Here is an 18,765-nt window from a genome sequence, read left to right as displayed (position 1 = left end):
TCAGTTGACCTGCGCCAGTGAATCGAGCCAGACAGCGAGAATCAGGCAGCCGAAAAGGATGTCGCTGTACAATTTTTGATCGTATCCGGAGAGGGTGGACTCGGTCAGCTCCTTGCGGATCTGCCGGACCGCCTGCATGTCCAGGAATTCGGCGAGCCGGGAATCGTCGCTGAAGGTGGCATGGGCGAGGTCGGCATCGATGTTCTCCATCCAGATGGAAATGGGGCCCGAGAAAGGATGTTTTTTCTGCCAGAGAACATACCCGGGAAGGAGCGACATGCGCTGCCCCATATGACGCAAGATGTACTTTTCCCGCCCGTGTCGCAATTTCATGCCGGCGGGCACTCGATAGGCGAATTCGACGATACTCGGATCGAGCAATGGCGCGCGTGACTCCACGGAGGTGGCCATACTCGACCGGTCCACGATGGGCAGCATGAACGCTTCCAGCCGGAGCTGAGTCTCGAGCCACAGCATGCGGTTTTCGTGTGTGGCCCCGTCCGACATGGAATCGAGCTGGCGAAGTCGCTCGAGCGGGTCCAGGCGACCGATGCCGTCGTCCAGTATCTTGTGGCGGAGTCCGGCGTCGTAGGCGTTGTCGTCGTCCCACCACACGTACCTGTCGAGAGGGTCGTCCGTCGCTGGGGGGTTTTCTGCCTGGCGACGGAGGGCCCGGCTCAGCTGAGGGTTCTCCGCCAGCGCGGTTCGCTGCTCTGCGTCCCTCAGTACCGGCCAGCGCAGCAGCAGCGAGTCGAGGATCAGCCGGCCCGAATAGCCGGCGAACAATTCGTCACTTCCCTCGCCGGACAGCAGGACCCGATGATGGCGGTTCGCGGCTGTCCGGAAACTCTGGTAAGCGGGCACGATCATTCCCGCGCCAACGGGTTCCAGGGTCTTCCGGACGATGTCGTGGACCAAACCGATATCGCCGAGCGAACAGTCGGTTTCATGGAGGGTCAGCTTGTTCCGGCCGCACACCTGCGAAATCGCCTCTTCGTCTTCGAAGTCCCCGTCGACCTTGGTGGTGAAGGCGTCCAGGGGGACGTCGCCGCCCACGTGCCGGCGAGTCATCGCGGCGATCGTCGAGGAATCGACTCCGCCGCTCAGGGTGACGCCCAGTGCTGCGCCACTGCCGGGGTCCGACCGCAGGCGGACGGCCTCGGTGACGAGACTTCCCAGTTCGTCGGCCGCCAGGTCGATGTCCGTGAGGGGTTCGGAGAACAGGTCTGGCATCCAGTACCTGCTCACCTCCAATGCTCCCGATTCCGGAGAGTACCTGAGCAGCGAACCGGGCGGCACGCGCTTCACCTGCGAAAGCAGTGTGTTCGGGTAGGGCACGCACCGGAAGGTGAAGAATTCCGAAATGCTGTGCAGGTCGATGCTGCGATCGACGAGAGGACAGGTCGCCATGGCACGAATTTCCGAGGCGAAGATCAGCGTGGAGCCACTGCGCGAGTAGAACAAGGGCTTCTCGCCCATCCGATCCCGGGCAAGGGTCAGGACGCGTTCTCGGTCGTCCCAGATGGCCACCGCGAACATGCCATTGATGTGCTTGACGAAATCCGGCCCGTACTCGAGGAAAAGGTAGGGAACAATTTCGGCGTCACAGTCACTGTGAAATCGGTGCCCGCTGCCGGCCAGCTGATCCCGGAGCGAGCGCCAGTTGTAGATCTCGCCATTGATGACCCCCCAGATTTCACCGCCGGGCGTGGAAAACGGCTGCAGTCCTCGTGCGCTCTTGTCGTTGATGGACAACCGGACGCTGCCGAGGGTTGCTTGACGCCGACCGGGAGGTGTGGCAGCGCTCGACACATGATCCGGTCCGCGATGCTGTTGCGCGAGTAGCATCTTGGTGACGTATTCAGAGGCGCCGAATTTGTCCGATTCATCAATAATTCCTGCTATGCCGCACATACCCAGGGCTTCCTTCGTTGGTTGTCATCAGGGCAGAGCTGAGCCGGCGAAGTATGCTGCCGAATGAGGTCGAATCGACGGAATCACCGATTACGTGATACGCAACCGTGCGCTTTCTCGCATTACTGCATCTTCGCAGCCCGGTCCGCGCCGGGTCAAGCAACGTTGGCCGGATGCCCGAATGTACAGCCGTCTTTGTCTGTGCTGGAAAAATCTAGCTTTTCTGCCCGTCCGCGCGCTGTCGTTGCGGTACCACGGTGTATTTGGGGTCGTTCGCGGAATCCATGCCCGCATGGAAGATTCCCCAGCGCAGCGCGGCGGACGCGGCGACCAGTGCGGCGCCGGAGAGGCGGCGCAGCACCCCGTCGCGGCGTGTCAGCAGTGCACCCGCGACGCCTGCGGCGGACAGGATTTCCCCGGCGCGCACGTACTTTCCGCCTTTGCCGGTGCGATACGGCTCGGCGACCATGCCCAGCCGTCGCTGCATGAGCCGGAAAGCGCCGTTCTCCACCGCCGCACCGAGCACGGCGAATGTGCGGGCCGGACCGGACTCGGCGGCGGGCGCGGCGAGCAGGGCCAGCCCGCCGGCGGCCGTGGCGCCCGAACCGACGAAGACGTAAGGCATTTCGCGGTGCCCGTCATGCCAGGCCGGGACCGCGGTGTCACTCACCAGGGCCGCGGTGTACGCGGCGACGGCCGGCCCCAGCACGGTGGTCCCCGCGGTCGCGGCCGTGCCGATCAGCCGGAATTTGCCCGTCACAGCGGAAAAAGCCGCGACACCCGCCAGCGGCGCGTACCCGGCGAGCAACCAGGAACCCACACTCATCGGCGACGTCACCTTCAGCACCCGCAACATGTTCAGGAACCGCTTGGGGCGCCCCAGATCGCGGATCAGCGCGGCCAGGGACAGGCTCACCGCGCCGAACGCACCCGCCTTGCTGATCGCCGCCATCGTGGGCCTGCCGGTCGCCTGCGCACCGGCGCCCAGCACCGACGACGCTCCGGCGAGCCCGCCGAGGAAGAGATACCCGGGAATGTCCGGCGAGTGCCACACCGGCGCGTTGAGCACCGGTTTGCCGTAGTAGGACTCGAACTTCGCTTCCGGCACCATGGGTTGCTCGGCGCGCCGGCGTTTGCGCCAGGTGGCCGCGCGGTTCTCCGTCATCGCTTCCTCCCGACCGCCGCACCGAAGAATGCCGCCACCGCACCGCCGGCGAGCGCGGCCGCGGCCGTCGCGACATGCCGCCACATCGAGGGCAGGTCCCGCGTGGTCACCACCGGATCCGGCGGCAGCCCGTACACCTCGGGCTCGTCCAGCAGCAGGAAGAACGCGCCGTCCCCGCCCACGCCGTCACCGGGGTCCTCACCGTAGAGCCGCGCGTCGGACACCCCGGCCGCCTGCAGTTCACCGACCCGTTCCCGCGCGCGCTCGCGCAGTTCGTCCAGGGGGCCGAACTGGATCGACTCGGTCGGGCATGCCTTGGCACACGCCGGTTCCATGCCCTGGCCGAGCCGGTCGTAGCACAGCGTGCACTTCCACACCCGCCCGTCGTCCTTGCGCTGGTCGATGACGCCGTACGGGCAGGCGGGAACGCAGTAACCGCAGCCGTTGCAGATGTCCTCCTGGACCACGACCGTGCCGAACTCGGTGCGGAACAGCGAACCCGTCGGGCACACATCGAGACACGCGGCTTCGGTGCAGTGCTTGCACACATCCGACGACATCAGCCAGCGGAACTCGCCGGTCCCGTCGCCGGTCCCCTCGCCGGCCATCGAGAGCACGTCCAGGTCCTCGTGTGCGAGCGGTTTGCGTTGCTCGATGAACGCGACGTGCCGCCAGGTGTCGGCGCCGAGCCCGACCGTGTTGTCATAGGACATCCCGGTCAGCTCGATGCCGTCCTCGGGGATCGCGTTCCATTCCTTGCACGCGACTTCGCACGCCTTGCAGCCGATGCAGACGCTGGTGTCGGTGAAGAAACCCATCCGTGGTGGGTGTTCCCGGTAGCCGGTCGCCGACGCCGGATCGATCGCGGTCATCTCCTACAGCTCCGTTCCGGTGTCGTCGGTGATCCCGGCGCGGCGCTGGTATTCCTCGACCAGCGCCAGCCGGGCGGGTCCGCGCGGCCGCCGGCCCGGCCGGATGTCGCACGCCAGCGCCTTGCTCTCCTGGATATGGCTGTTCGGGTCGAGGCTGATCGACGCCAGGTCGTTCGCGGCGTCGCCGGTGGTCAGCCCGTTGGGGCCCCAGTGATACGGCACGCCGACCTGGTGCAGCACCCGGCCCTGCACCCGCAGCGGCCGCATCCGCTCGGTCACCAGGACCCGCGCCTCGATCGCGCCGCGCGCGGTGACGATGGTGGCCCACCCGGTGTGCTCCAGGCCGCGCTCGGCCGCCAGTTCGGGGGAGACCTCGCAGAACAGTTCGGGTTGTAGTTCGGCGAGATACGGCTGCCACCGGCTCATCCCGCCCGCGGTGTGGTGCTCGGTGAGCCGGTAGGTGGTCAGCACGAAGGGAAACACCTCGGCACCCGGTTGCGCACCGCTGGGCTGAAGCCGGTTGTTGCGGTGCGGCAGTAGCTGCCGTGCCGGGTTGTGCTGCTGGCGGTAGAGCAGGTTCGAAAACGGCGATTCCTGCGGCTCGTAGTGGGTCGGCAGCGGCCCGTCGGTGAGCCCGGCCGGCGCGAACAGCCACGCCTTGCCGTCGGCCTGCATGACGAACGCGTCCGTGCCGGTCAGCGCGTCCGGTCCGGTTGCGTCCTCGGGGGGCAGGAAGTCCGGCGGTTTGGTGGCCTTGAAATCCGCGATGTCATGGCCGGTCCACTTCCCGGCCTCGGCATCCCACCACACCAGCGCTTTCCGTTCGCTCCACGGCTTTCCGTCCGGATCGGCGGACGCGCGGTTGTAGAGCACCCGGCGGTTCGCCGGCCACGCCCAGCCCCATTCCGGCGCCACCCAGTTCTGTTCGGTCCCCGGCTTGCGCCGTGCCGCCTGGTTCACGCCGTCTTTGTAGACGCCGCAATAGATCCAGCAGCCACACGCGGTCGAGCCGTCACCGGCGAGCTGTTCGTAACTGCTCAGCGGCCGGCCATCGGCGCCCCGCCCGTTGATCTCCGCGAGTACCGCTTCGGCGTCCGGTTCGGCGATCGTGCCTTGGGTGGGGTAGTCCCACGTCAGTTCCAGCACCGGCCGGTCTCGCTCGCGCTCTCCGTCCGAAGTGGACTGTCGTAGTTTCTCGCGGATCAGGCGGCCGAGATGGTAGGCGAACCACAGCTCGCTGCGGGAGTCACCCGGCGGTTCGACGGCCTGGTGGTGCCACTGCAACATCCGCTGGGTATTGGTGAAACTGCCGTCCTTTTCGGTGTGCGCGGCGGCGGGCATGAAGAAGACTTCGGTGGCGATGTCCTCCGTGCGCAGTTCGCCGCTTTCGATCTCCGGCCCGTCCTTCCACCAGCTCGCGCTTTCGATCAACGAGAAATCACGCACCACGAGCCAGTCCAGGTTGGCCATGCCCAGGCGTTGCATCTTCCCGTTCGACGAGCCGACCGCCGGGTTTTCCCCGAACAGGAAATACCCCTTGCAGGTGCCTTCCAGTTGAGCCATCACTGTTTCGTAGGTGCTGTGACTGCCGGTCAGCCGGGGCAGGTAGTCGAAGCAGAAATCGTTGTCCGGCCGGGCCGCCGGGCCCCAGTACGCCTTGAGCAGGCTCACCAGGTACGAGCGCATGTTGCCCCAGTACCCCTTGCGCGTGCCCTCGGCCTGCACGAAGGTGTCCAGGTCCTCGTTGGTGTGCGCGTGCGGCATCGGGATGTAGCCGGGCAACAGGTTGAACAGCGTGGGAATGTCGGTCGAGCCCTGGATCGACGCGTGCCCGCGCAGCGCGAGGATCCCGCCGCCGGGGCGCCCGATGTTGCCCAGCAACGACTGCAGGATCGATGCTGTGCGGATGTACTGCACGCCAACGCTGTGCTGCGTCCACCCGACCGCGTAGGCGAACGCGCTGGTGCGCTCGCGGCCGGAATTCTCGGTCAGCAGATCGCACACCTGCCGGAACGTCTCCCGCGGGATGCCGCAGATCTGCTCGACCGCTTCCGGGGTGTAGCGCGCGTAGTGCCGCTTGAGGATCTGGAACACGCACCGCGGGTGTTGCAGCGTCGGGTCGGTCCTCGGCTCGGCGCCGATCTCCGCGCCACCCGAGCCGTGCGCTTCACCGCGGGCAGATTCGCTGACCGCCGCACCGCCACGCGTGCGGGCGTCCCATTTCTGGTCCCGTTCCCCGGACGCGGACTGCATCTCGCTGCCTTCGTACTGCCACGTTTCCGTGTCGTAGCTGCGATGTTCGGGGTCCAGTCCGGAGAACACCCCGTCGAGATCCTCGGTGTCGGCGAACTCCTCACCGATGATCGTGGCCGCGTTGGTGTAGGCGAGCACGTACTCGCGGAAGTCCTTCTCCTCGGTCAGCACATGGTTCACGATCCCGCCGAGGAACGCGATGTCCGTGCCCGCGCGCAACGGCACGTGGATATCGGCCATCGCGCTGGTCCGGGTGAACCGCGGATCGACGTGGATGACCTTGGCACCGCGGGCCTTCGCCTCCATCACCCACTGGAACCCGACGGGATGGCACTCGGCCATGTTCGAGCCCTCGATGACGATGCAGTCGGCGTTGGCGAGGTCTTGCTGGAACGTCGTGGCGCCTCCACGACCGAAGGAGGTCCCCAGACCGGGAACCGTGGAGGAGTGTCAAATACGGGCCTGGTTCTCGATCTGGATCGCGCCGAGTGCGGTGAACAGCTTCTTGATCAGGTAGTTCTCTTCGTTGTCCAGCGTCGCGCCGCCGAGGCTCGCGATCCCCATGGTGCGGCGCACCCGCACCTCGTCCGCGTCCCACTGCCAGCCGTGCGCCCTGGCGGCGATGGTCCGCTCGGCGATCATGTCCATCGCGGTATCGAGATCGAGCGGCTCCCACTCGGTGCCGTACGGGCGGCGGTAGAGCACCTGGTGCTCCCGCGCCGAGCCGGTGGTCAGCTGCAGGCTCGCCGAGCCCTTGGGGCACAGCCGCCCGCGGCTGACGGGGGAGTCCGGGTCGCCTTCGATCTGGGTGACCTTGCCCTGCTCGACGTAGACATTCTGGCCGCAGCCGACCGCACAGTACGGGCAAACGGACTTGACCACTTTGTCGGCTTTCGCCGTGCGCGGGGTCAGCTCGAGGGAGATCCGGCTCTTCGCCGCCGCACCACGCCCGGTGCGGTCACCCTGTGTCAGCTGCCGGTAGACCGGCCAGTCCCGCACCCACCGCGTCAGACCCATCGCTGCCCCTCCGCTCCACCGTGCCGGGGTTACCCGGATTCAGGGTTTCCCACGCGTGCCCGCGGGAAACCCGCACCAGGGATCGTGGGCGGAGGCGGTATGCAATATCAAGATGCGTTCGCACGCATGATGGGGTTCGAGGGCCTCGTCGCCGGTATCGTGTTCGTCCTCGTCGGCGCCGCGGTGCTGCTCGCGTTGGTGCTGAGCCGGAAGCGGTCGGGCGACACCCGCCGACGCAGCTCGCATCCGGCCGCCGAGATCGGCTACGCCGTGATGCTCGGGGCGGCGGCCGGGGTGCTCGCGTTCATCACCGCCTCGGCCAACAACGACCTGCGGGCGCAGGTCATGCCCCAGGCGTCCGCCGCCCCGCCCGCGGCCACGGTCGACGTCGACGCCTTCCAGTGGTGCTGGCGGTTCCATTACCTCAACCCCGATCGCACGGTGACCGGCAGCTGTGCCACCCAGCAAACCGATATCCCGACCCTCGTCGTGCCGGCCGGGCAACCGGTGCAGCTGCGCCTGTCCTCCAGCGACGTGCAGCACGCTTTCTGGATTCCGGACCTGCGGGTCAAAGTGGACGCCTTTCCCGATCACACCAACACTTTCACGCTGACCTTCGACCACGAAGGACAGTGGCTCGGCCGGTGCGCGGAGTTCTGCGGATCCTTCCACACCGAAATGCACTTCTCCGTGCGTGCCGTCTCGCCGCAGCAGTACCAGCAGTGGCAGGCGGCGTCGACATGACCGCGACCGAATCTCCGGCACTGCTGCCGCGTGTGCACCGGCCGTGGCTGGCGACCACCGATCACAAGCGCATCGCGGTGCTGATGACCGTCACCGCACTGGTGCTGATGTTCGCGTTCGGTGCGTTCGCGCTGGTGATGCGCGCGCAACTGGCCACCCCGGACGAACGGTTGCTGAGCAACGAGACCTACAACGAGCTGTTCACCATGCACGGCTCCGGGATGATCTACCTCGTCATCACGCCGCTGGCCATCGCCATCGGCCTGTACCTGGTGCCGCTGCAGGTGGGCGCGCCCGGCGTCGCGGCGCCCCGGCTCACCATGCTCGGGTTCTGGCTCTACGCGTTCGGCGCGGTGACGGTGGTGTCCGGTTTCCTGACCACGACCGGCGCGGCCGCCGAAGGCTGGACGGCCTACACCCCGTTGTCCAGTGCCGAATTCTCGCCCGGGTTCGGCACGGACCTGTGGATCGTGGGCAACTTCGCCGCGAGCCTCGGCATGATCCTGGTGGCCGGCACCGTGCTGTGGACGGTCCTGTTGCGCCGGGCACCGGGAATGACCATGCTGCGCATCCCGGTGTTCTCGTGGTCGATCGTGGCGACCAACCTGATGGTGCTGGCCGCCTTCCCGTCGCTGCTGCTCGCGCTCGGCATGCTCGCGCTCGGCCGGATCACGCCCGAGGTGTTCACCCACGACATCTGGAACATCGGCTACCAGCACCTGTTCTGGTTTTACGGGCATCCGGTGGTCTACGTGATGTTTTTCCCGTTCGTCGGCGCGGTCGCCGAAGTGCTGGCCACGTTCGCGCGGCGCCGGTTCTTCGGCTACCGCCCGACCGTGCTGTCGCTGCTGGCGTTCGCCGCGCTGTCGATGAGCGTGTGGGGACACCACATGTTCACCACCGGCCAGGTGGCCGACAACTACTACTCGCTCACTTCGATCTTCCTGCTCGTCCCGGCGGGAGTCGAATACCTCGGCATGATCGGCACCATCATCGGGGCCAGAATGCGTTACACCGTACCGATGTTGTTCGCGCTCGCGTTCATCCCGCAGTTCCTGATCGGCGGGCTCACCGGGATCATGGTGGCCACTCCGGTGCTGGACTACCACCTGCAGGACTCCTACTTCGTCGTCGCGCATTTCCACTACACCCTGGTGGCGGGCAGCCTGTTCGGGTTCTTCGCCGGGTTCTACTTCTGGTTCCCCAAGGTCGCCGGTGTACTGCTGGGGAAACGGTTGGGGCACCTGCATTTCTGGCTCATGGTGGCCGGCACGAACCTCACCTTCCTGCCGATGTTCTGGCTCGGCGTCCAGGGCATGCCCCGTCGCGTCGCGAGCTACCTGCCGGGTGACGGATTCAGTGGTCTGAACCTCATGGCGAGCATCGGTGCCGGGCTGCTCGCCCTCGGGATGATCTGCTTCGCGGTCAACATCGTCCGCTCGCTGGCGCGGCGGCGGAGCGAGCCCGCGGGGGACGACCCGTGGCAGGGCCAGACCCTGGAATGGGCGACCTCCTCGCCGCCGCCGGCGTTGAACTTCGACGCGGCGCATCCGCTGCCGCCGGTGCGCGGGTTCGCCCCGCTGCTGGACTTGCGCGAGCAGCGGGCACTGGAGGGAGAGCGGACGTGAAACCCGCGTGGGTGGTGTTCGGGTGGGCCGGATTCAACGCCGTGCTCGCCGCGATCATGTTCGCCTACGGGGAAAGCGCGGAGTTCATCGGCATGTACTTCGCCGCGGTGGTGATCGTCGCCGTGGTGGGCCTGATCGTGGCGTACGCACACGGCCGCCGCCGGGCCGGACTGCGCCGGATGCCGGCAGGCAGCCTGTCCGCCGCGTACCTCGCGCTTGCGGCTGTCCTTTTCGGACTCGGTTTCCTGTACACGCACTGGATCTCTTACCTGGCCTTGTTTCCGCTCCTGGCGGCCGGGTTCGAGTTCCGCCGCGAACGCCTTCGCGCGGGTGTGCTCCCGGCGCCCACCCAGGTGCGCAGCCGTCCGCTGGAACCCCAGCGGCGCGGTCCGGTGCTGAGGTTTGTGGCGCGAGCCGGGGTGCTGGCCGCCGTCGGCGCCCGGCTGCTGGGAGGCGGGCGCCGGTGAACACGCACGAGATCGTCCACATGGGATCGATGGGGTTGCTGACTTCCGCGGTGGCACCGGCCATCGTGCTGGCCACCCGCTCGGCCGTGCGGTGGGGGCGGGTCCCGGCGCCGCCGGTAGTGGTGCTGCCGGCGTTCGTGGTGCTGCACGCCGCGCTCACCATCGTGATGGGGGCGCGAGGGCTGCCGCCACTGGCGGAGACGATGCTGCACGGCGTGCTGCTGGCCGGCGCCATCGTGTTCTGGCTGCCCGTTCTGGTGCCACGCAAGGGTTTCCCGGAGCCTGCCCGCGGGGTGTACCTGTTCCTGGCCGCGCCGTCGCTCGATCTCGCCGCCGTCTACCTCGTGATCGCCGGGCACGAAGCGGGCGGGCTCGCGATGATCGTCGGGATGATGCCGCTGTGCCTGGCCGCCGTGGGCGTCGCCTGGCGGTGGATCGTGCGCGAAGAACAGGAGGCCGCCTCGTGATCGCGCCGCGGATCGCCGACGCCGCCGAGTCCGCCGACCAGCGTTATCTGGCGGCGAAAGGGATCCGGCCGCGCCTGAACAAGGTCTTCCCGGACCACTTTTCCTTCCTGTTCGGCGAACTCGCGCTCTACAGTTTCGTCGTTCTGCTGCTGACCGGCACCTACCTGGCACTGTTCTTCGACCCGTCGATGGCGCAGCTGACCTACCACGGCACCTATCCGAACATGAACGGCATCGAGATGTCCCGTGCCTTCGAAAGCACGCTGCGGATCTCGTTCGACGTGCGGGGCGGCCTGCTGGTCCGCCAGATCCATCACTGGTCCGCCAACATCTTCGTCGCCGCGATCGTGGTGCACCTGCTGCGGATCTTCTTCACCGGCGCGTTCCGCAAACCCCGTGAGGCCAACTGGCTCATCGGCGTGCTGATGCTGCTGATCGCCATCGCCGAAGGCTTCGCCGGTTACTCACTGCCCGACGACCTGCTCTCCGGTACCGGACTGCGCATCATGTCCGGGATCATGTTGTCCGTGCCGGTGATCGGCACATGGTTGCACTGGCTCGTCTTCGGCGGTCAGTTCCCCGGCGAGGTCGTGATCCCGCGCCTGTTCGCCCTGCACGTCCTGCTGCTGCCGGGGGTGCTGCTCACGCTCATCGCGGTTCACCTGGCCGGCGTGTGGTACCAGGAACACACGCAGTTCCCCGGAAAGCGCGGGATGAAACGCAATGTCACCGGCACCAGGGCGGTTCCCGCCTTCGGGATCAAGAGCACCACCCTCGCCGTCATGGTGACCGCGGTGCTCGTCGCGCTGGGCGGGCTGGCGCAGATCAACCCGGTGTTCCACTACGGCCCGTACCAGCCGTCGCAGGCTTCGATCAACTCCCAGCCCGACTGGTACCTGCAAATGGTCGACGGCGCCATGCGGTTGTGGCCGGAATGGCGCATCGATTTGTGGGGCACTTACACGGTTCCGGCCGTCTTCTGGCCCGCCGTGGTGATGCCGTTGCTGCTGTTCGGCGGAATGCTGGGCTACCCGCTCCTCGAACGGAGGGCGAGCCGGGATTCCTCGTCGCACCAGATCGCGCAACGACCGCGGGACGTGCCGGTCAGAACCGGGCTCGGCGTCATGGCGGTGACGTTCACGCTCGTGCTGATCTTCGCGGGCCTCGACGACGTGATCGCTTTCGTCTTCGCCATCCCGATCGAACGCCTGGTGTGGATCGCGCGCGTCGGCGTGCTCGTGCTGCCGCCGCTGGCCTATCTCGTGGCGGTCCGGATCTGCCGGCGGCTGCAGCGGGCGGACAGCGAGGTGCTCGCGGCCGGCGTGTCGTCCGGGCTCATCGAGCGGCGGGCCGAGGGCTACTACGTGGAAGTCGTGCAGCCCCTGCGCCCGCAGACCGGTGAAGAAGACCTGGTTTATCCGCGCTACCAGGGCAATCCGGTGCCGCGCCTGCCGGGTGACCTCGAGGTCAGGTCACCAGGGCGCCGGTGAGCGTGCGCCAGGTCCCGGCACCCGTGGTTCACTCCTTGCAGGAGCAGGAAAGGTGCCAACGTTGTCCGGAAAAGAGTACGGGATCTTCCTCCCGATCGGCAGCGGCGGCTGGCTGCTGTCCACCACCGCGCCGCATCCGGAAGCCAGTTACGAGACCAACAAAAGAGCCGCACTGCACGCGGAGGCCATCGGGCTCGACTTCATCATGTCGATGGCGAAATGGCGCGGGTTCGGGGGCAGCACCGACCACTGGGGCGAGAGCCTGGAGTCGGTGACCATGATGGCCGGGCTCGCCGAGGTGACCGAACGCGTCAAGATCTGGGCCACCACGCACGCGAACATCATGCACCCGGGCATCGCCGCGAAGATGTACACGACCCTGCAGCAGATCTCGAACGGCCGGGCGGGCATGAACATCGTCAACGGCGCGTACGCGGGGGAGTTCCGGCAGTTCGGACTGTGGGAGGAGATGTCGCACGAGGAGCGGTACCGGATGACGGCCGAGTGGACCGAGGCGGTCATCCGGTTGTGGACCGAGGATTCGGTCACCATGAAGGGGGATTTCTTCACCCTGACCGACTGCGAGTCCCGGCCGCATCCGCGGACGCGGCCCACCATCATCAGCGCCGGCCGTTCGGAAGCGGGGCGCGAGTTCCAGGCCGCTTATGCCGACGGAGCCTTCCTCTCGGCCGACAGCATGGACGAAATGAAAGCGCTTTCCCGCGACGTGCACGGGCGGGCCGCCGCGCGGGGGCGCACGGTGAAGACGTACTCGATGCTGACCGTCGTGCAGGACGAAACCGACGCCGCCGCACGGGAAAAGGTCGGCCGCTGGGGCGCGGGCCTCGACCGCGGCGCGCTTGTCGCGATGCGCCGGTCGTGGGGCGTCCCTGACGAGCGGGCGCGGGTGTGGACCGAGGACGCCACCGGCGAGCAGGCCTTCCAGACCCCCTACGTCAGCGGTTCGGCCGCCACGGTGATCGAGCAGATCGCGACGATCGTGCGTGAGGCCGAACTGGACGGGCTGATGCTGATTTTCCCCGAGTACGACCAGGACCTCCTGCTGTTCGGCGAGACCGTGCTGCCCGGACTGCGCGAGCTCGACGCGCGCCCGACCACCGAGCCGCAGCCGCCGGATCAGTAAGCTCCTGGCACGGCAGCCGGCGCGAAGGAAGGCGAATGGTGGAGATCCTGGGCAGCGTGACCGGAGCGGTGGTGCACGGCGATGGGCGTGGCAAGGACCTGGGTTTTCCCACCGCCAACATCGGCTTCGACGGGTCGGCCCCGATCCCGGCGGACGGCGTGTACGCCGGGCATGTCCGGATCCTCGCCCTGGCAGGCCCGGATGACCGGCGTGAGTTCCCGGAGCCGCTGCCCGCGCTCGTCTCGGTCGGGTCCAACGTGACTTTCGACGGTACGCACCGCACGGTCGAGGCCTACCTGCTCGATTTCGACCAGGATCTCTACGGCTGCGTCGCCGAGGTCACCGTGGAGCTGTTCCTGCGCGGGCAGGTCAAGTTCGCCTCGGTCGCGGAGTTGATCGAGCAGATGCGCCGCGACGAGGACCGGGGACGCGAGTTCTTCGCCTCGCGGCGATAGCGGGGTTTTGCGGGGCGAGGTCAGGGCGGTACCATCTGAAACGCTCGCTCTGCCTAATGAAACGAGGTGCGCCGTGTCGGCCGGCCGGAATCCCGATCCTGATGAGCAAGACGGGGCTGCGCCGGAGGACCGCGACTACTCGCTCCGCGCGGTGGACCGGGTGTGTGCGATTCTCGATCTGCTGCAGCAGTCCGTGGACGGTATCACCCTGAACACGGTGGTCGAAGCCACCGGTATGCCGAAATCCTCGGCGTACCGGTATCTGTGGACACTCGAGCAGCACCGCTATGTCGAGCGGGACGAGGAAACCGGCCTGTGCCGGCTGGGGCTGGGATTTCTGGGGATGCAGTCGCGTCATCTCGAGCTGCTGCGGGAGGCCGCGCGGCCGTGGCTGGAGCAGCTGCGGGACGAGTTCGGCGAGACCTCGAACCTCGGTGTCCTCGACAGTGACCGCATCATCTACGTCGACATCATCGAAAGCCGCCGCGGAGTCCGGCTGGCGGCCGCCCGCGGGGACCGGGATCCGGTGCATTCGACGGCGCTCGGCAAGGCCATCACCGCGCACCTGACGGAGGACCGCGTGCGGGGTCTGCTGGCGCGATCGGGGATGCCGCCGCGGACGGCCGCGACGATCACCACGGTCGATCAGTACCTGGCGGAGCTGGAGGGCGTGCGCACCCTCGGCTACGCGGTGGACAACCTGGAGAACGAGGTCGACGGCCGCTGTGTCGCGGTGCCGTTGCTGGGCACCAGCGTCCCCGCGGCGATCAGCCTGAGCGCCCCGGCGGCCCGGTTCCCGGCGAAGGACGTCGGCCGCGCGGCGAAGGCCCTGCTCGACATCGCCACCCGCATCGTCTCCCGCCCCCGGGCCAGCGACACCAACGACGCCGCCTGAACCGATTTCACAGCAGAGCTGCGCAGCGGCCGTAGGTCGCTTTTCACCACGCGTCACCTTGCACCGCCACCCGCACCGCCACGCACCGTTCAAGGAGGAGCTCCGGCGCGTTGGGAGGGCGGATCTGTGCGCCGGAGCTCCGACGGCCGGTCACGGCGTCAATGGCCTAAGGGGCTCACGCAACCGGCTGTCCTTGACGGCGTGATGGCACTCGCCGACGTGACCCATCGTCGTGGCTGATCGTGCTCGGCACAATGCTCCATCCGAGCTAATTTGAAACGATGGTTTCAGCTATCGGATCACTCTCGGTTGTGGTGAATTTACCGGCTACCATCCGTGATTGTTTGCCGTTCGGCAACGGTGCCCCTGCCGTCGCCGTTCCGTGATCTCCGCGTGCCCGAACTGTTCTTGTCCCATAGGGAATTTGCTGCGATCTCGGCTGTAACACCCGGGCGAACAGGACCGATTCCCCGGCAGATACTGGCACGAACGAGTTATGCGCCAGCCGACTTGACGATCACTGACAGTAATCGTCAGGGAGGTGGTGGTCCCGGGGCCAGCCGATGGGCGGAGGTTGGATGGAAGAGATGTTTTCCCGTGCCGAGACGGTTGCCGGGACACGGACGCGCGTGGTGCGGGTCCCGGCGCGCGCCTCCTCGACCCGGTGGGAACGCAACTACCGCGCCTGGGTGATCGGCTGTGACGCGTTCGCGACGTTGCTGGTGATCACGGCGACGGCCTTCCTCATCCTCAAGATCACCGGCCGCCCGTACTTCCTGCACGCGTCCGGTACCGCCGCGGCGATCCTGTGCTCGTTGCCGCTCAACCGCGCGTGGAGCCAGCATGTGTTCGGCGAGGGCGCTGAGGAGTACCGCAGGCTGGGCCGCGCGCTGGTGATGGCCGCGGTCGTGGTGGCGCTCGCGGGACTGGTGTTCGGCGCGCTCGACGTGCAGCCGTGGGTGTTCATCGTGGTGCCGCTGGTCGGCCTGCTGCTGTTCCCGGAGCGGTACCTGCTGCGCAAGGCGCTGCACCACGCACGCAACAAGTCCGGCACCTGCATGCTGCCGGTGATGGCCGCCGGGGCGCCGGAAACCCTGCTCGGCCTGATCGAACGCACCCGCGAGGACTCGCATGTCGGCTGGCGCGTCGAGGCGGTCTGCACCGACAGTGGCACCGGTGAGGTCGGCGGCATCGCCGTGGCCGGCCGCCTCGACGACGTCGCCGAGCAGGTCCGCCGCGGCGGTTACCGGGTCGTCGCCGTCACCTCCGATCCACATTGGACACCGGCGCGGCTGCAGCAGCTGGCGTGGGATCTCGAAGGCACGGGCGCGGAACTGGTCGTGGCCCCGGTGCTGATGGAGGTTGCCGGGCCGCGGCTCAACGTCTCCGGCGTGCTCGGCATGCCGTTGCTGCGCGTGAGCGCGCCGACCTTCACCGGCGGGCGGCGGATCGTCAAGGAGGTCTTCGACCGCGCGATGGCCGCGCTCGGCCTGCTGGCGATTTCCCCGGCGCTGCTGCTGATCGCGATGTTGATCAAGCTGAACGACCGGGGCCCGGTGTTCTACCGGCAGCGCCGCGTCGGGCGTGACGGCGACACCTTCATGATGATCAAGTTCCGCACGATGGTCGTGAACGCCGACAAGATCCGCAACGAGCTGCTCGACGCGAACGAGGGCGCCGGCCCGCTGTTCAAGATGCGCCGCGACCCCAGGGTCACGCGGGTCGGTGCCGTGCTGCGCCGGTACTCCCTCGACGAGCTGCCACAGCTGTTCAACGTACTGGGCGGGCGGATGTCGCTCGTCGGCCCGCGGCCGCCGCTGCCGAAGGAGACCGAAAGCTACCACCGCGCCGCGCGCCGGCGGTTGCTGGTGAAGCCGGGCCTGACCGGGCTGTGGCAGGTCAGCGGGCGCAGCGATCTGAGCTGGGACCAGAGCGTCCGGCTCGACCTGCGGTACGTCGAGGACTGGTCGCTGGCGCTGGACATGGTGATCCTGTGGAAGACCGCACGCGCCGTCCTCGGCGGGAAAGGCGCGTACTAGGGGCGAACGCGGCTACCGTGCGGCGTCGCGTGCCGTCGCTCCGCAGCTCAGCTCACCCGTGCGCGGAAACGTTCACACCGTGTCGTGCGCATCACCCTAAAGCGGCTTTGAATCACCCGGTTGCTGGTAACACTGACGCGTGACAAACCTATAGTCACGGTGAACCAACTCCGGGGCATGAGCCCGCGAAAAAAGGGACGATGGGGGGCACCGCGAGCATGCTGAGCGCCGAGCCGCCCTCGTGCCGGGACTCACCCGAATTGATGCTTCCGTTACATCCGCGATTGTGTGCGGATTGTTGCCTGGCGCAATTGCCGCCTTTGCCGGACCTCATAGAGACACTCACCGAGTACGCGTACTACTCGTCATTCTCCAACTCGCGGCGCCGGCAGATCGGACGAGAGGTGACCCGAGCATGAAGGTCGTGCTCTTCTGCGGCGGCCACGGCATGCGCATGCGCAACGGCCCCGCGGACGACGTGCCCAAACCGATGCAACTGGTCGGACCCCGGCCGCTGCTGTGGCATGTCATGCGCTACTACGCCCATTTCGGGCACAAGGATTTCGTGCTCTGCCTCGGTTACGGCGCCCGGCACATCAAGGATTTCTTCCTGTCCTACACCGAAACCGCGTCGAACGATTTCGTGCTGCGCGGCGGCGAGGTCGAACTGCTGTCGACCGATATCAGCGACTGGTCGATCACCTTCGTGCACACCGGGATCGAATCCCCGATCGGCGAGCGGCTGCGGCGGGTGCGTGAGCACGTGGCGGACGAGGAGATCTTCCTCGCCAACTACGCCGATGTGCTCACCGACGCGCCGCTGGACGACATGATCGCGAACTTCGCGGCCGCCGACGCGGGCGCCTCGATGATGGTCGTGCCGCCGCAGTCGACGTTCCACTGTGTCGAGCTGGACGGACGGCAGGTGCGTTCGATCAGTTCCGCGAGCGAGCTGCCGGTGTGGGAGAACGCCGGGTTTTTCGTGCTGCGCCAGGAAATCTTCGACCACCTCCCGGAAAACGGGGATCTCGTCGAGGATGCCTGCGGCACGCTCGCCGGAAAGGGCCGGCTGGTGGCGTATCCCTATCGCGGGTTCTGGCAGCCGGCGGACACGTTCAAGGAGCGCGCCGCGCTCGACACCGCGTACGAGTCCGGTGCACGGCCGTGGATGTTGTGGGAGAACGCCGCATGAGGGTGCTGCTGACGGGTCACCAGGGGTATCTCGGTTCGGTGCTGGCCCCGGTGCTGCGCGCCGCCGGACACGAGGTCGCCGGGCTCGACTCGGGCCTGTTCGCCGCATGCGTGCTCGGGCCGCGGCCCGACGACCCGCCGGGTGAGCCGGTGGATCTGCGCGACGTCACCACCGGCCGCGTGGCCGGTTTCGACGCCGTGATCCACCTGGCCGCGCTGTCGAACGACCCGCTCGGTTCGCTCAAACCGGACCTGACCTACGACATCAACCACGCCGCGTCGGTGCGGCTGGCCCGCCTCGCGAAATACGCCGGGGTGCGCCGGTTCCTTTACGCCTCAACGTGTTCGGTGTACGGCGCCGCGGGTGACGACCTCGTCGGCGAGGACGCGCCGCTGCGGCCGGTGACGCCGTACGCCGAATCCAAGGTCCGCGTCGAAGACGATCTGCACGCGCTGGCGGACCCCGATTTCAGCCCGGTGTACCTGCGCAACGCGACCGCATTCGGGTTTTCGCCGCGCCCGCGTGCCGACATCGTGCTCAACAACCTGGTGGGCCACGCCGTGCTCACCGGCAAGGTTCGGGTGCTGTCCGACGGCACGCCGTGGCGTCCGCTCGTGCACGCGCTCGACATTGCGGCGGCCTTCACCGAGGCGCTCGCCGCACCCGTGGCGGCGGTGCACGACACCGCGTTCAACGTCGGCACCGAGGTCAACAACCTGACGGTGCGCCAGATCGCCGAGGCCGTGGTGGACGCGGTCCCCGGAGCGCAGCTGCTGATCACCGGTGAGGCCGGGCCCGATCCGCGCTCCTACCGCGTGGACTTCTCGCGCATCCGGGCGGCGCTGCCCGGTTTCCGTGCCACCTGGTCGGTTCCGGCCGGTGCCCGCGAACTCGCCGGCGCCTATGTCCGGCACGGGCTGACCACCGCGGACTTCGAGCGGCGGTTCACACGGCTCGCCTGGCTGCGCGCGCAACAGGACCGAGAGCGCCTTGCCCAAGATCTGCGCCCCCGGGAACCGGGCC

General features: G+C 67.6%; 15 protein-coding genes. 11 read left to right on the top strand and 4 right to left on the bottom strand.

Annotated features, from left to right (window positions below; all coding sequences use genetic code 11):
• From asnB to fdh, 4 genes are all read right to left on the bottom strand, one after another.
• Positions 1-1,914 (bottom strand): asparagine synthase (glutamine-hydrolyzing), encoded by a 1,914-nt coding sequence (asnB, locus tag GKO32_RS23985; RefSeq protein WP_154759152.1) that lies wholly within the window; start codon positions 1,912-1,914, stop codon positions 1-3.
• Between the two features lie 214 nt (positions 1,915-2,128).
• Entirely contained in the window at positions 2,129-3,079 is a 951-nt protein-coding gene (gene nrfD, locus GKO32_RS23980; RefSeq protein ID WP_154759151.1) for an NrfD/PsrC family molybdoenzyme membrane anchor subunit, read from the bottom strand.
• Entirely contained in the window at positions 3,076-3,951 is an 876-nt protein-coding gene (locus tag GKO32_RS23975; RefSeq protein ID WP_154759150.1) for a 4Fe-4S dicluster domain-containing protein, read from the bottom strand. The genes nrfD and GKO32_RS23975 overlap by 4 nt, the downstream gene beginning before the upstream one ends.
• A gap of 3 nt (positions 3,952-3,954) precedes the next feature.
• A complete protein-coding gene (gene fdh / locus GKO32_RS23970) occupies positions 3,955-7,221 on the bottom strand; it encodes a formate dehydrogenase (protein ID WP_246244551.1) in 3,267 nt (1,088 codons plus the stop codon).
• A 99-nt stretch (positions 7,222-7,320) separates the two neighbouring features.
• On the opposite strand from fdh, the gene GKO32_RS23960 reads away from it, so the two are divergent.
• The 11 genes from GKO32_RS23960 to GKO32_RS23910 all read left to right on the top strand — a co-directional run.
• The gene (locus GKO32_RS23960; protein WP_154759147.1) at positions 7,321-7,965 is read left to right on the top strand and encodes a cytochrome c oxidase subunit II; all 645 of its coding nucleotides are present in this window, start codon (positions 7,321-7,323) and stop codon (positions 7,963-7,965) included.
• Complete coding sequence (locus GKO32_RS23955; protein WP_154759146.1) at positions 7,962-9,593, top strand: cytochrome c oxidase subunit I; 1,632 nt, start codon at positions 7,962-7,964, stop codon at positions 9,591-9,593. Before GKO32_RS23960 ends, GKO32_RS23955 begins: the two co-directional genes overlap by 4 nt.
• A complete protein-coding gene (locus GKO32_RS23950; RefSeq protein ID WP_154759145.1) occupies positions 9,590-10,060 on the top strand; it encodes a hypothetical protein in 471 nt (156 codons plus the stop codon). Before GKO32_RS23955 ends, GKO32_RS23950 begins: the two co-directional genes overlap by 4 nt.
• Positions 10,057-10,527 (top strand): hypothetical protein, encoded by a 471-nt coding sequence (locus GKO32_RS38510; protein ID WP_312868452.1) that lies wholly within the window; start codon positions 10,057-10,059, stop codon positions 10,525-10,527. Before GKO32_RS23950 ends, GKO32_RS38510 begins: the two co-directional genes overlap by 4 nt.
• Complete coding sequence (gene qcrB, locus GKO32_RS23940; protein ID WP_312868451.1) at positions 10,524-12,017, top strand: cytochrome bc1 complex cytochrome b subunit; 1,494 nt, start codon at positions 10,524-10,526, stop codon at positions 12,015-12,017. The genes GKO32_RS38510 and qcrB overlap by 4 nt, the downstream gene beginning before the upstream one ends.
• A gap of 61 nt (positions 12,018-12,078) precedes the next feature.
• A complete protein-coding gene (locus GKO32_RS23935) occupies positions 12,079-13,161 on the top strand; it encodes an LLM class flavin-dependent oxidoreductase (protein ID WP_154759144.1) in 1,083 nt (360 codons plus the stop codon).
• Positions 13,162-13,196: 35 nt separating this feature from the next.
• The gene (locus tag GKO32_RS23930) at positions 13,197-13,616 is read left to right on the top strand and encodes a riboflavin kinase (protein ID WP_154759143.1); all 420 of its coding nucleotides are present in this window, start codon (positions 13,197-13,199) and stop codon (positions 13,614-13,616) included.
• Between the two features lie 73 nt (positions 13,617-13,689).
• Entirely contained in the window at positions 13,690-14,511 is an 822-nt protein-coding gene (locus GKO32_RS23925) for an IclR family transcriptional regulator (RefSeq protein ID WP_312868450.1), read from the top strand.
• A 587-nt stretch (positions 14,512-15,098) separates the two neighbouring features.
• Positions 15,099-16,550 (top strand): sugar transferase, encoded by a 1,452-nt coding sequence (locus GKO32_RS23920; protein ID WP_246244558.1) that lies wholly within the window; start codon positions 15,099-15,101, stop codon positions 16,548-16,550.
• A 415-nt stretch (positions 16,551-16,965) separates the two neighbouring features.
• Positions 16,966-17,742 carry a glycosyltransferase family protein gene (locus GKO32_RS23915; protein ID WP_154759141.1) on the top strand — a complete coding sequence of 259 codons (777 nt, stop codon included), beginning with the start codon at positions 16,966-16,968 and terminating at the stop codon, positions 17,740-17,742.
• On the top strand, positions 17,739-18,765 hold a 1,027-nt coding region (locus tag GKO32_RS23910), incomplete at its 3' end, for an NAD-dependent epimerase/dehydratase family protein (RefSeq protein WP_154759140.1). The genes GKO32_RS23915 and GKO32_RS23910, both read left to right, overlap by 4 nt.

Source organism: Amycolatopsis pithecellobii (assembly GCF_009707865.1).
GTDB lineage: Bacteria > Actinomycetota > Actinomycetes > Mycobacteriales > Pseudonocardiaceae > Amycolatopsis_E > Amycolatopsis_E pithecellobii.
The sequence above is the reverse complement of the archived record's forward strand: the minus strand, read 5'-3'. Positions and strand labels throughout refer to the sequence as shown.